This is a genomic window from Pseudomonas sediminis, from assembly GCF_039555755.1.
Taxonomy (GTDB): domain Bacteria; phylum Pseudomonadota; class Gammaproteobacteria; order Pseudomonadales; family Pseudomonadaceae; genus Aquipseudomonas; species Aquipseudomonas mendocina_D.
This window is the reverse complement of the sequence record NZ_CP154631.1, coordinates 2,662,345-2,674,876: the sequence shown is the minus strand read 5'-3', so window position 1 is coordinate 2,674,876 and position 12,532 is coordinate 2,662,345. Positions and strand designations below refer to the sequence as shown.

The window sequence follows — 12,532 nt, the reverse complement described above, 5'->3', positions numbered from 1 at the left end:
TAGAATCCGCCGCCTCCCTCCTTCGAGCACGCTGCACATGCCCCGACTCCCCTGGCTCGGCACCCTGCGCCAATGGCACTGGATCAGTTCCGCGCTATGCCTGGCTGGCATGCTGCTGTTCGCTATCACCGGCATCACCCTCAACCACGCCGGGCAGATCGAAGCACGCCCGCAGGTACAACAGAAGCAGGCGCAACTGCCCGCCGAATTGCAGGCGCAGTTGCTGCAGCAAACGCCCAATCAGGGTTTGCCGCTGGCCTTGCGTCAATGGCTGGAGCAGAGCCTGGATGTGCGCCTCGACGGACGCAGCGCCGAATGGTCGGATGGCGAGCTGTATATCGCCCTGCCGCGCCCGGGCGGCGACGCCTGGCTAAGCCTCGATCTGAGTTCCGGCGCACTGGAATACGAAGCCACCGACCGAGGCTGGATCGCCTACTTCAACGACCTGCACAAGGGCCGCCATACCGGCACGGCCTGGAGCTGGTTCATCGATATCTTCGCCGCAGTCTGCGTGATGTTCAGCCTCACCGGCCTGTTGCTCCTGCACCGCCATGCCGGTAGCCGCCCCTCGACCTGGCCACTCACTGGTCTGGGCCTGTTGCTGCCGCTGCTGCTGGCGCTTGTTTTCATCCATTGACGAGGTGGCCATGTCCAGACCCTTGTTGTTCGCCTTTACCAGCCTGCTCAGCGCCCCACTGCTGGCGGCGCAGATGACCGTCGAGGTCGAGATCCCGCGCCTGCAGGTCGCCGAATATCACCGCCCCTATGTGGCCGTCTGGCTGGAGGATGCGGGCAACCGTCATGCCGCCGATCTGGCGGTGTGGTACGACATGAAGATGAAGGATGCCGAGGGCGAGAAATGGCTCAAGGACCTGCGCCAGTGGTGGCGCCGTAGCGGGCGCAACCTGGACATGCCGGTCGATGGCATCAGCGGCGCCACCCACGCCGTGGGCAAGCACAGCCTGAGCTTCGCCAGCGACAGCCCGCAGTTGCAGAACCTGGCGGCGGGTAAATACCAACTGGTCGTAGAGGCTGCACGCGAAGTCGGTGGCCGCGAACTGCTACGTGTGCCGTTCACCTGGCCGCCACAGCAGCGCAGCCAGGCCAGCGTCCAGGGCCAGCACGAGCTGGGCGCCATTACCCTCGAACTCACCCCATAAAGGAAATCATCATGAACACGACCTGCAAATGGGCCGCACTGACCCTGGCCCTGTGCCTGCCTTTCTCCGCTCAGGCTCACCGCGCCTGGATGCTGCCCTCGGCCACCGTACTGTCCGGTGAAGCACCGTGGATCACCGTCGACGCCGCTGTCTCCAATGATCTGTTCTACTTCGAGCACTTTCCGATGCGTATCGCCGGTGTCGGCGCAGTGGACCAGACGCCTGCCGGTGGGCCGCCTGGCATGCGTCCGCGCCCGGCCGCGCAATTGCAGATCCAGGCACCGGACGGCAGCCTGCTGCAACCGAAAAATGGCCATATCGGTCGCTATCGCAGCAGCTTCGATCTGCCCCTCTCGCAGAAGGGCACCTACAAGCTGAGCATCGCCAACCACGGCCTGTTCGCCTCCTACAAGGAGAACGGCCAGCAGCGGCGCTGGATGGGCAGCGCTGATGCCCTGGCCAAGGAAATCCCGGCGGCCGCCGAAGATTTGCAGGTCAGCCAGACCTCCAGCCGCATGGAAGTCTTCGTCACCTCCGGCAAAACCACCGACACCGTGCTGGCCACCACCGGCAAGGGTCTGGAGCTGCAGCCGGTGACCCACCCCAATGACCTGTTCGCGGGTGAAGCGGCCGAGTTCATCCTGCTGCTCGACGGCAAGCCTGCCGCTGATGTGGCAGTGAGCGTGATCCCCGGCGGCAACCGCTACCGCGACCAGCTCGGCGAGATCGAGTTGAAGAGCGACGCCCAGGGCCGTATCAGCATCACCTGGCCCGAGGCCGGCATGTACTGGCTGGAAGCCGAGCTGGAAAGCGATCAGGCACAGGCGCCAGCCACCCGCCGCCGCGCCAGCTACAGCGCAACCCTGGAAGTGCTCGCGCCCTGAGTCGATCAGCACGCTGCACCTGCGGCAGCCACTGCGATCAGGCAGCTGCCGCAGAGAATGTGCACCACGACCATCCTGGATGACATCCAGGCTATGGATCTGCATGACATCTCCACTCGCCCCCTTCTTACAGCGCTACTGGCCCGCCCTTACCTGCCTGAGCCTGGCCATCCTGCTGCTCTGGCTGCAGCCGCCACGGCACATCAGCGCCGCGCTAGCCGTGCTCGCCTGGCTGGGGATCTGCGTGCGAAGCTGGCGTCCCCGCTCTGCCTGCGCCGCGACCACCAGCGAGACAGGCGAGCCCTTATTCGTTGCCTACGCCAGCCAGAGCGGCCAGGCGCAGGCACTGGCCGAAATGAGTGCCGAACAGCTGCGCAGCAGCGGCATCAATGCACAGGCACTGCCATGCGATACCCTGCGCGCAGAACGCCTGACCTCCAGCAGCCGCCTGCTACTGATAGCCAGCACCTACGGCGAAGGCGAAGCGCCGGACCACGCGGCTCGCTGGCTGCGTGAGCTCGACCAGGCCCAGCCAGACCTGAGCAGGCTCAACTTCGCCCTGCTCGGCCTGGGGGATCGCCAATATCAGCATTTCTGTGGTTTTGCCAGGCAACTGGATCAGCGCCTGCAACGCCTCGGCGCGAATCCCCTGTTCGACCGCCTGGAAGCCGACCGTGGCGACCCGGCCGTGCTGCGCCAATGGCAGCAGCAACTCGGCCTGCTGGCTGGCGGGCAGTACTTCGCCGATTGGCAGGCAGCCGATTACCAGCCCTGGCAACTGCTCGCACGTCAATGTCTGAACCCCGCCAGCCAGGGGCGCCCCGCGTTCCACCTGCGCTTGCAGCCAACAGACGACATGCCGGCCTGGCAAGCCGGTGATATCGCCGAAGTCGCCCCCTGCCAGCCGCCCGAGCGAGTCGAAGCGTTGCTGCGCGCGCTCCAGCTCGATGGCCAGCTACGCCTTGGCGACGGCCAATCCCTGAGCTCACAACTGGCCCGTCGGCAATGGCCGGATGACCTGCAAAGCCTGCACGGCCTGGATGCCGAGACCGTGCTGCAGGCGCTGCCCCTGCTGACGCATCGCGACTACTCCATCGCCTCGCTGCCTGACGACGGCGCGCTGGAACTGTTGGTCCGCCTGCAGCAGGACGCCAAAGGTCAGCCCGGCCTGGGTTCCGGCTGGCTGTGCCGATACGCCCCCATCGGCGGGGCTGTCGAACTGCGTATTCGCAGCAACCCGAGCTTTCACCTGCCGGCAACCAGCGGCCCGCTGATCCTGATAGGCAACGGCACCGGCCTGGCCGGCCTGCGCGCCCACCTGCGTGAGCGTGAGCGGCTGGGCCAGCATGGCCACTGGTTGCTGTTCGGCGAACGCAACGCCGCCTGCGATCTGTTCTTCACCGACGAGCTACGCACCTGGCAGCGCAGCGGCCACATTAGCCGCCTCGACCTGGCGTTCTCCCGCGATCAGGCGCAACCGGTCTACGTACAACACCTGCTGCGCGACGCTGCTGATGAGCTGCGCACCTGGATCGAGCGTGGCGCCAGCCTGTTGCTGTGCGGCAGCCTCAAGGGTATGGGTGAGGAAGTCGACGCGCTGCTGCGCGGCTTGCTCGGCCAGCAGCAGGTGACGGCATTGCGCGAAGCCGGACGTTACCGGCGCGACCTTTACTAACCGCTTCGCCGCGCGGCGCGGCTGCTACAGAGCGACGCGATGTCTGCGCAATTCATGTAGGAGCCCCGCCCCGGGGCGAAGCTTTTGCGATCAAGACACATGCAGCGCCTCAGGCACGCTGCAGCATCTCGGGGGCGATGCTGGCAAGATCACGGCAACCGCATAGCGCCATGGTCACCTCCAGTTCTTCACGCAACAGCCTGAGCAGGTGCGCCACACCCAGCGCTCCGGCGGTAGCCAAGGCATGGATGTAAGGCCGGCCGATCAGCACCGCGTCGGCGCCCAGCGCCAGAGCCTTGAACACATCACTGCCACGACGTATGCCGCCATCGACCAAGACCGGCACATCTGCGCCTAGCTCGGCGCGAATCGACGCCAGCGAGCGAATCGCCGGCCACTGCGAATCCAGCACCCGGCCACCATGGTTGGAGACGATCACCCCGGCAGCCCCTGCCTCCACGGCCAAACGCGCATCGTCAGCGTGCAGGATGCCCTTGAGCAGCACCGGCAGGCAGCTGCGTTGACACAGCCAGGCGACATCCTGCCAACCCGGCGCCACCGCCATCAGCCCATCGAACACCGCGCTGCCGCCCTCGGGCAACGCCGGCAGCTGCACCGCCTGTTCGAGATTCACCGCAGAGATATCCGGCGGCAAGCGAAAGCCCGCACGCTGTTCGCGGTTGCGTACGCCGGACACCGGCGCATCCACCGTCAGCACCAAGGCGCGATAGCCGGCCGCTTCGGCGCGCTGCGCCAGGGCCAAGGTCGCCGGGCCGCTGCCCTGCCAGTAGAGCTGAAACCACAGCGGCCCCTGCGCCACCTCGGCCACCTCCTCCAATCGCGTGGAGGCGAAGGAGCTGAGCACCGCCGCGCCGCCCATGACACCAGCAGCCAGCGCGCTGGCGCGTTCACCCTCGGCGTGAAACAGATGCTGATAAGCAATCGGCGCCAGCACGATGGGATGCTGCAGTGCATCGCCAAGCAACTGGCAACGGGTGTGGCCACCACGCAGATCACGCAACATGCGCGGCAGCAAGGCCCACTCCTGCCATGCCTGCAGATTGGCCTGGCAGGTCAGCTCGTCGCCAGCGCCGCCCTGCAGATAGGCCAGGGCATTGCCATCGAGCCGCTCGAGGGCATAGCGCTCATAGTCGCGGGCAGAAACGAGGTCAGCAGGAATTTCACTCAGCGGCGCCGGAAGGCTCATGCTCACTCGCTCCATTGACGCAGCAAGTTGTGGTAGGTGCTGGTCAGGCCAAGCACCTCCTGGCTGTCACCCAGTTGCGCGCGCAGCTTGAGGATGTTCATGTCCAGCTCGAACAGCAGCTTGCGCTGCCAGGCATCGCGTACCCAGCTCTGCGTCCACAGGAACGAGGCGATACGTGTGCCGCTGGTCACAGGCTCGACGCGGTGCAGGCTGGTGGCCGGGTAGAGGATGGCATCGCCAGCCGCCAGCTTCACCTCATGCTCGCCGTAGGTGTCCTCGATGATCAGCTCGCCGCCTTCGTACTCATCCGGCTCGCTGAGAAACACCGTGGTGGAAACGTCGGTGCGCACCTGCAAACCACTGAAACGGTCACGCTGCAGGGCGTTGTCGACATGGTTGCCGTAGCGCCCGCCACCGCTGTAACGGTTGAACATCGGCGGCAGCATGTGCCGTGGCAACACCGCCGAGACGAACAGCGGGTGACGCTGCAAGGCGCCAGCGATGCTTTGCGAGAGCGCGGCGAAAGCTGGTGACTCTGCCGGGAACTGCAGGTTGCTCTTGAGCGCCGCAGCCTGGGCGCCGGACGAACGCGCGCCGTCGACCCAATCATGGGCCGCCAGCTCGGCGCGCAGGGCGGCGACCTCCTGCTTGCTCAGAACCTGCGGGATATGCAGCAACATCGGGGCAGTCTCCTGCGTTGAACGCAAGAAGCCCGCGCATGGCGCAGGCTTCTTGCGACACGGGGTCGGATCAGAAGGACAGTTCGGTGGTGAACATCGCCGAACGCGGCGTGCCGAGACGAGCACGGGCACCACTGTTGTTCAGCGACTCGATGTACTCCTTGTCGAACAGGTTATACAGGTTCAGACGCAGGTTGACGTTCTTGTTCAGACGGTAGGCTGCCATGGCATCGGCCACCCAGTACGACGGGATGACCGGCATGTTCTGCGTGCTCATGTCGACACCGGAAACGATCACCCGGTCCTGCTCGGACACGTAGCGCGCGCCACCGCCCAGGGTCAGATCGCCCAGGGTGTAGGAAGTCCACAGTGTCGCAGTCAGATCCGGTGACCAGCGCACGCCAGTGTTATTGCTGACGCCGTTGGTGGCACTGAAGCTGGCCTGATTGAGCTGCTTGGTGTTCATGTGAGCCACGCCGGCGGAAACCTGCCAGAAGTTGGTCAGCTGGCCGACCACGCCAAGCTCGACGCCGTCGACGCGGGTCTTGCCTTCCTGGAAGTAGCGGGCAGCGAAGGAGTCGTAGCTGACCTGGTTCTCGTTCTCCGTGCGGTAGGCCGCCAGGGTCAGCGCCAGGCGCTCATCCAGCAGATCCCATTTGGTGCCGAGCTCGATGTGTCGGGTTTCCTGCGGGTCCAGACCAACCTGTTCGTTGGACGAAGAAGTCGCGGAGTCCGCCACCAGAGCGAAGTTGTTGCTCCCCGGCGGAGTCATCGAGTTGGCGTAGGACAGGTAAATGCTGCCGTTGGGCAAGGGCTTGAATACCACGCCGGTGTTCCAACTGGTCAGGTCGCCCGACTCGTAGCCACTGCCCGGCACACGTGCGCCGGAGGTGATGGCGACGCTGTCGGTCTCGGTGCGGAAGTGCTCGAAACGCACACCGCCATTGAGCGCCCACTGCTCGTTCAGGTGCAGGGTATCGAAAACGTAAAGCGCGGCGGTCTTGGTTTCACCATCGGTATAGGCGCCGGTCTTGTAGGGGTCACCCAGAGCATCGTGCGCGTTCGGGTCATACAGGTTGGCTGGCGGCAGCGGCACTGCCGGGTAGGCCACGCCATCGATGGTCTGGGCGGCAGTGGCATAGCTGCGGTTGAGCTGCTTCTCGCTCATCAGCTCAAGGCCAGCCGCTAACTCGTTGCGCAGGCCGAAGGTATCGAACTGAGCGTTCAGGCTGCTCTGGTTGGCGAGGATCTGGTTTTCCTGGTCGACCACCTGACGACTGCGGGAAACGGTCCAGTTTGCCGGATTGGTCGAACCATTGGCATTGAGCGCGTTGATGCCGGTGAGGATGCGGTCGTTATTGCTGCGTCCCCAACGCGACAGGTTGCGTAGGGTCAGGGCGTCATTGACGTCGTGTTCGACCTTGAGGGTGAACATGTCGCCGTCGATGCGCTCATAGTCACCCTTGGCCCCGTAGTAGTTTTCCGTGTCGACCTTGCCAGCAGCGTTAAGCGCCGCATTGGCGTTGTAGAAGCCGCTCATGCCGATGGTCGGGATGCCGCCGTCTGGCGTGTTGTCCTGGCGCACATGCTGCGAGTAGAGGTAGACGCGGGTCGCCGTATCCAGGCCGAATGCGATCGCCGGGGCAACGCCATAGCTGCTGTTGTCCACATAGTCGCGGCCATCGACGTCGCCAGCGCGACGCATCAGGTTCAGGCGCAGCGCCGAGTTGTCACCCAACTGACGATTGATGTCGGCGGTGAGGTTGCTCTTGTCGGCGGTGCCGTAGCCGAGGGTGGCGAAGGTCTCGTCAGTCAGGGTCGGCAGCTTGGAGATCAGATTGATGTAACCCGAGGATGCACCACGACCAATATCGGAGCCGGCTGCCCCCTTGACCACCTCAACCTGATCCAGGTTGAACACATCGCGGCTGACCGCGCCGAGGTCACGCACACCGTCGACGAAGGTCGATTGCTGGGTGGAGAAGCCGCGCATCATGAAGGTGTCGCCCGCAGAGGTATTGCCGTTTTCGCCGAGCTGCAGGGTGATGCCGGGGGTATTGCGCAGCGCCTCCATCAGGCTGCCTGCGCCTTGTTCGCGGAGCATCTCCTTCTTGATCACCTGCACGGTCTTGGGTGTATCCAGCAGCGGCTGGGTCAGCTTGGTATTGGCGCTCTTGTCGGCCTTGTAGGGGATTTCGGCCTTGGACGTCACCACCATCTCGGGCAGGTCCACGCCCTTTTCGCTGTCAGCGGTCTGTGCAACTGCCAGGGCTGGCAGGGTTGCCGCGACAAGTGCGGCAAGATGATTGACGTGATGATGCTTACGACTACGGATTGTCATTGTTGTCCCCAGGTTGGAAAGGCTACGTCCTGGCCTTGCAAGCGGCAGTGCAACAGGAAGTAACAAATACTTAACAAAGTGCGCGAATGCTAATAACTCTTATATACAATAGCAATACAACTAGATTTAGATTTTTACATTTCCTTGACGCTCATCCCCCCCCCCCCGCTACACAGGCACGAACTAAACGGAGACAGCCTCTTGTGCCACAGGCCGACGCGGGCTGCCGTAAAGACAGCAGGCATGCCACCCAGCGCACGACAAAGACCTCAACGTTTCACACGCCCCGCGCAACGACAGGCCCAGCCAGGTAAATGGCCGGCCAAAAACGCAAAAACCCGCCGAAAGGCGGGTTCTTGGAGGGAGTAGCGCTTACAGGTAGTAGGACTTCAGCGGCGGGAAGCCATTGAACTCCACGGCGCTGTAGCTGGTGGTGTAGGCACCGGTGGACAGCCAGTACAGGCGGTCACCACTGGAGAGGTTGAGCGGCAGGCCGTACTTGTAGTGCTCGTACATGATGTCGGCGCTGTCGCAGGTCGGGCCGGCGATCACCACTTCTTCCATCTCACCCTTCTTCTCGGTCCAGATCGGGAATTTGATCGACTCGTCCATGGTTTCGATCAAGCCACTGAACTTGCCGACGTCGGCATACACCCAGCGCTCGACGGCGGTACGCGACTTGCGCGCCACCAGCACCACTTCCGAGACCAGCACACCGGCGTTGGCGATCAGCGAGCGGCCCGGCTCGAGGATGATTTCCGGCAGATCATCGCCGAAATCTTCCTTGAGGAAGCGGGTGATTTCCGCTGCGTAGGTTTCCAGATCATTGGTGCGCTGGATGTAGTTGGCCGGGAAGCCGCCACCCATGTTGATCATCTGCAGGGTGATGCCGTCCTCTTCCTTGAGGCGCTCGAAGATCACCTTGACCTTGGCGATGGCGGCGTCCCACACATCGATGTCGCGCTGCTGCGAACCGACGTGGAAGGAAATGCCGTACGGCACCAGGCCCAGTTGCTTGGCCAGGATCAGCAGGTCCAGGGCCATGTCCGGCTGGCAACCGAACTTGCGGCTCAGCGGCCAGTCGGCGCTGGTGGAGCCTTCGGTAAGAATGCGCACGTAGATCTTCGAACCCGGCGCGGCCTTGGCGATGTTGCGCAGGTCGGCTTCGGAATCGGTGGCGAACAGGCGCACGCCTTTTTCATAGAAGTAGCGAATGTCGCGCGCCTTCTTGATGGTGTTGCCGTAGCTGATGCGCTCGGGGCCGACGCCGGTGGCCATGACCTTGTCCAGCTCGTAGATCGAGGCGATATCGAAGCTCGAGCCCTTGTCACGCAGCAGCTCGATGATCTCGACGGCCGGGTTGGCCTTGACCGCGTAGTAGACCTTGGCGAAGGGGAAGCAGGTACCCAGCTGATCGTAGGCATCGGCGATGATCTGCCGGTCGATCACCACGAACGGGGTTTCGTGCTGATCGGCGAATGCCTTCATGCGCTGGAAAGTGGCGGGTGCGTAATAGTCTTCGACCTTGATCGACATGCGGGAACTCCAATGGCTAAACCGGGAACACATGGATTCGGGCAGCGAAACGCCTCACAGGTTCCGCTACGTGTAGGGGGTGGCCGCGCAACGCGCGTGCCTGAACGTCTGACAGTTTCCCCACTTTGGTTCGCCTACTTCCCAAGGCATGTCGCCGAGCATCACCGGTACCGACCATGCGCCGGCCGGCAACCTCTCGTCGTCAGTACTTGAGCCGGATGGATCGTTTCCAGCATGGACGTTCGGGCGCGGACTTTAAGACCATGCGCCCCGCAGATCAACCGGAAATTCTGCCTAATTTCAGCTCGTTCCGGATATCACACAAAACGCCCTGAAATGCTGAACAGGCGGGGCTTTCAGCCAGTTTGGCGCAGCCATGTTTCAGTGCCATTGCAGCACCTTTGAGCGAGCGGTTTGCACCGCCCGCTCGTCCACTCAGTACACGTCACGGCGATAACGCCCTTCCTCGAGCAATGCCTGTAGCGCTTCATCGCCCAGCAGCTCGCGCAATACCCTGTCGACACCACCGGCCATACCCTGCAGGCTGCCGCACACATAAATCGCCGCGCCCTCGGCCAGCCAGGCATGCAGGCGCTCGCCCTGCTCGCGCAGCAGATCCTGCACGTAGCGCTTGTCGGCCTGGTCGCGGGAGAACACCAGATCCAGATGCTGCAGCTCGCCTGCCGCCAGCGCTGCCTGCAGCTCGTCGCCACAGAAGAAGTCGCAGGCGCGGTTACGCTCGCCGAACAGCAGCCAGTTGCGTGCCTGCCCTGCCAGGGTGCGTGCGCGCAACAGCGAACGCAGGCCGGCCAGGCCGGTGCCATTGCCAATCAGGATTAACGGACGGTCATCCTCAGGCAGGTGGAAGCCGCTATTGCGTCGTACCCGCGCCAGCACCTGACCGCCCTCGGGCAGGTGCTCGGTCAACCAGCCAGACCCAAGCCCCAGGCGGCCATCGGCCTGCACGGCCTGGCGCACGATCAGTTGCAGCACACCATCGGCCGCCACCGAGGCGATGGAATATTCCCGCGTGCCCAACGGCACCAGCGCATCGACCAGTGCCTGGGCATGCAGCCCCACCAGATGGGCGAAGCTGTCTGGCAACTGCCGCTCAGCGAATGCTTCGCGCAGGCTGGTCGATTGCCCCGCGAGCGTGACGGGCTCGAAGCCCTCGAAGCCGGAATGCTGCAGCCAGGACTCCACCACACTCGGCGCATGGCGCGGGCGAATCTGCAGGATGTCGCCGGCTTGCCAGGTGCTCTGTGCAGGCGGTGTGAGGCCGATGAAGAACACCGCAGCACCCTGACTGCCAGGATTGAGCAGACGTCGCTCGACCAACGGCCAGTTCTGCCACGGCATCTCCTCGAAGCGAATCGGCGCAGCGCCGGTAAGCTCGCTCAGTTGCTGCTGCCAGTGCTGCAGCGCGGCCTGGTCGTCGCCGTCGACCTCAACGCTGTCGAACAGGCGATGCGCACCCTGCAACCCCAGCCAGTCGTTGATGCGCCGGGCGAATCCGCAGAAATGCTCGTACTGCCGATCCCCCAGCGCCAGCACCGCATAGCTCAACTGTCCCAGCGGCAGCGAACCACCCAGCACCTTGCGCTCGAAGCCTTGCGCGGCATCCGGCGCCTCGCCATCACCAAAGGTGCTGACCACGAACAGCGCCTTCTGCGTGCGGCTCAGGCTGTCAGCGTCGAGGCGCGACAGCGGCTCGACCCGCACCGGGATACCGGCGGCCTGCAACTGCCCGGCGCTCTGCCAGGCCAGTTGCTCGGCGAAGCCGCTCTGGCTGGCAAACCCCACCAGCCAGCCTTCAGCCGAGTTATCCGTTTTCAGCGTACCGCGCGCCGCCTGGGCCGCGCGCTTTTTGCGTCGGCGGTCCAGGTACAGCAGCCAGCCGGTGATGAAAAACAGCGGCATGGCCGCCGTGGCCAGCATCATCAGGATGCGCCCGGGCATGCCGAAGTACTCGCCCACATGCAGGGCGTAGACGCTGGCCAGCAGTTGCGCCTTGAAGCTCTTCTCGGTGTAGCGCTCATGCTGGCTAACTGCGCCGCTTTGCGGGTCGAGCTGCAACTGGTTGAAGGCGCGCACATGCTCGGCGCCATCGAGCATGTAGAAAACCGTCGCCGGCTGCCCCGCCACTGGCGGCAGGCGCAGGTTCCAGGCCACCAGCTTGGGCCCGGCGGCTTGCTGGATGCTCTGCCAGACGGCGTCGTAGTCGACTTCGGGGGCAGGGCCATTGGGCGCCTGGCGACCGCCACGGCCACGCTCGCCACGCTGTTCGGGCGGTGTGTCGGAAAGCAGGCGCGTCAGCCCCTCGCGATACCAGTCATAAGACCAATACAAACCGGTGAGCCCGGCGCAGAGATAAAACAGCAGCGCCCAGGTGCCGGCGACAGCGTGCAGATCCCAGTTGAAGCTACGCCCCTTCTTCTTCCAGTCCAGCGTCAACCAGGTACGCCAGCTCAAGGCCTGGCGCGGCCAACGCAGATAGAGGCCGGACAAGCAGAAGAAAATCAGCGCCACCGTACTGGCAGCGGTGATCTGCTTGCCCACCTCGCCCATCGACAGAAAGCGGTGCAGCATCAGCATCAACCGGAAGAAGTCCTGCCCCATGGGCTCGGCAAGCACCTCGCCGGTATAGGGGTCGAAGACGATGCGTGGCCCGCGCCGCTCGCCCGGCGGTGGCATAAGAAAAGCCGTGCCAGGCCCGTCATGGCGACCGTCGACCCACAACGCAGTTACACGATCAGAGGTAGAGGCCTCGATCTTCGCAGCCAACTCGCCTGGCGTGAGATGCCCCTGTGCGCTGGGCTGGATCTGCCAGCGGTCGGCGTTAAGCGCCCGGGTTATCTCGCCCTCGAAACTATAAAGGGCGCCGGTGATACCCATGACGGCCAGCACCAGGCCGGCGCTGATACCGAAGAACCAGTGCAACTGGAAGATGATTTTCTTGAACACGACGGAGCCACCCTCACCCACTGCGACGGGCGGCTACTCTATATGGGAATAATTTTCATAACCATTACTTTGCGCGATATTTACG

At 63.9% G+C, this 12,532-nt stretch carries 9 protein-coding genes; 4 read left to right on the top strand and 5 right to left on the bottom strand.

Annotated features, from left to right (window positions below; all coding sequences use genetic code 11):
• Positions 1-37 precede the first annotated feature (37 nt).
• The 4 genes from AAEQ75_RS12600 (at position 38) to AAEQ75_RS12585 (ending at position 3,719) form a co-directional block, all read left to right on the top strand.
• The gene (locus AAEQ75_RS12600) at positions 38-637 is read left to right on the top strand and encodes a PepSY-associated TM helix domain-containing protein (RefSeq protein ID WP_343349143.1); all 600 of its coding nucleotides are present in this window, start codon (positions 38-40) and stop codon (positions 635-637) included.
• A 10-nt stretch (positions 638-647) separates the two neighbouring features.
• The gene (locus AAEQ75_RS12595) at positions 648-1,160 is read left to right on the top strand and encodes a DUF2271 domain-containing protein (RefSeq protein WP_343349142.1); all 513 of its coding nucleotides are present in this window, start codon (positions 648-650) and stop codon (positions 1,158-1,160) included.
• Positions 1,161-1,171: 11 nt separating this feature from the next.
• Positions 1,172-2,044 (top strand): DUF4198 domain-containing protein, encoded by an 873-nt coding sequence (locus AAEQ75_RS12590; protein ID WP_343349141.1) that lies wholly within the window; start codon positions 1,172-1,174, stop codon positions 2,042-2,044.
• Positions 2,045-2,147: 103 nt separating this feature from the next.
• Positions 2,148-3,719, top strand: coding sequence for a sulfite reductase subunit alpha (locus AAEQ75_RS12585; protein WP_343349140.1), 1,572 nt, complete (start codon positions 2,148-2,150; stop codon positions 3,717-3,719).
• Positions 3,720-3,828: 109 nt separating this feature from the next.
• Here AAEQ75_RS12585 and AAEQ75_RS12580 read toward each other — a convergent pair whose 3' ends face one another.
• From AAEQ75_RS12580 to AAEQ75_RS12560, 5 genes are all read right to left on the bottom strand, one after another.
• Entirely contained in the window at positions 3,829-4,926 is a 1,098-nt protein-coding gene (locus AAEQ75_RS12580; protein WP_343349139.1) for an alpha-hydroxy acid oxidase, read from the bottom strand.
• A 2-nt stretch (positions 4,927-4,928) separates the two neighbouring features.
• On the bottom strand, positions 4,929-5,606 hold the full coding sequence (locus AAEQ75_RS12575; RefSeq protein WP_343349138.1) for a Fe2+-dependent dioxygenase: 678 nt from the start codon (positions 5,604-5,606) through the stop codon (positions 4,929-4,931).
• A gap of 70 nt (positions 5,607-5,676) precedes the next feature.
• On the bottom strand, positions 5,677-7,947 hold the full coding sequence (locus AAEQ75_RS12570) for a catecholate siderophore receptor Fiu (RefSeq protein ID WP_343349137.1): 2,271 nt from the start codon (positions 7,945-7,947) through the stop codon (positions 5,677-5,679).
• Between the two features lie 372 nt (positions 7,948-8,319).
• The gene (locus tag AAEQ75_RS12565; protein ID WP_143506163.1) at positions 8,320-9,483 is read right to left on the bottom strand and encodes a type III PLP-dependent enzyme; all 1,164 of its coding nucleotides are present in this window, start codon (positions 9,481-9,483) and stop codon (positions 8,320-8,322) included.
• Between the two features lie 435 nt (positions 9,484-9,918).
• Positions 9,919-12,447 carry a sulfite reductase flavoprotein subunit alpha gene (locus tag AAEQ75_RS12560; RefSeq protein ID WP_343349136.1) on the bottom strand — a complete coding sequence of 843 codons (2,529 nt, stop codon included), beginning with the start codon at positions 12,445-12,447 and terminating at the stop codon, positions 9,919-9,921.
• Between the last annotated feature and the right edge of the window lie 85 nt (positions 12,448-12,532).

Bases quoted from the DNA above. Each gene is read 5' to 3' on its own strand.
- AAEQ75_RS12600 (WP_343349143.1), top strand. From the start codon at position 38: ATGCCCCGACTCCCCTGGCTCGGCACCCTGCGCCAATGGCACTGGATC.
- AAEQ75_RS12595 (WP_343349142.1), top strand. From the start codon at position 648: ATGTCCAGACCCTTGTTGTTCGCCTTTACCAGCCTGCTCAGCGCCCCA.
- AAEQ75_RS12590 (WP_343349141.1), top strand. From the start codon at position 1,172: ATGAACACGACCTGCAAATGGGCCGCACTGACCCTGGCCCTGTGCCTG.
- AAEQ75_RS12585 (WP_343349140.1), top strand. From the start codon at position 2,148: ATGACATCTCCACTCGCCCCCTTCTTACAGCGCTACTGGCCCGCCCTT.
- AAEQ75_RS12580 (WP_343349139.1), bottom strand. From the start codon at position 4,926: ATGAGCCTTCCGGCGCCGCTGAGTGAAATTCCTGCTGACCTCGTTTCT.
- AAEQ75_RS12575 (WP_343349138.1), bottom strand. From the start codon at position 5,606: ATGTTGCTGCATATCCCGCAGGTTCTGAGCAAGCAGGAGGTCGCCGCC.
- AAEQ75_RS12570 (WP_343349137.1), bottom strand. From the start codon at position 7,947: ATGACAATCCGTAGTCGTAAGCATCATCACGTCAATCATCTTGCCGCA.
- AAEQ75_RS12565 (WP_143506163.1), bottom strand. From the start codon at position 9,483: ATGTCGATCAAGGTCGAAGACTATTACGCACCCGCCACTTTCCAGCGC.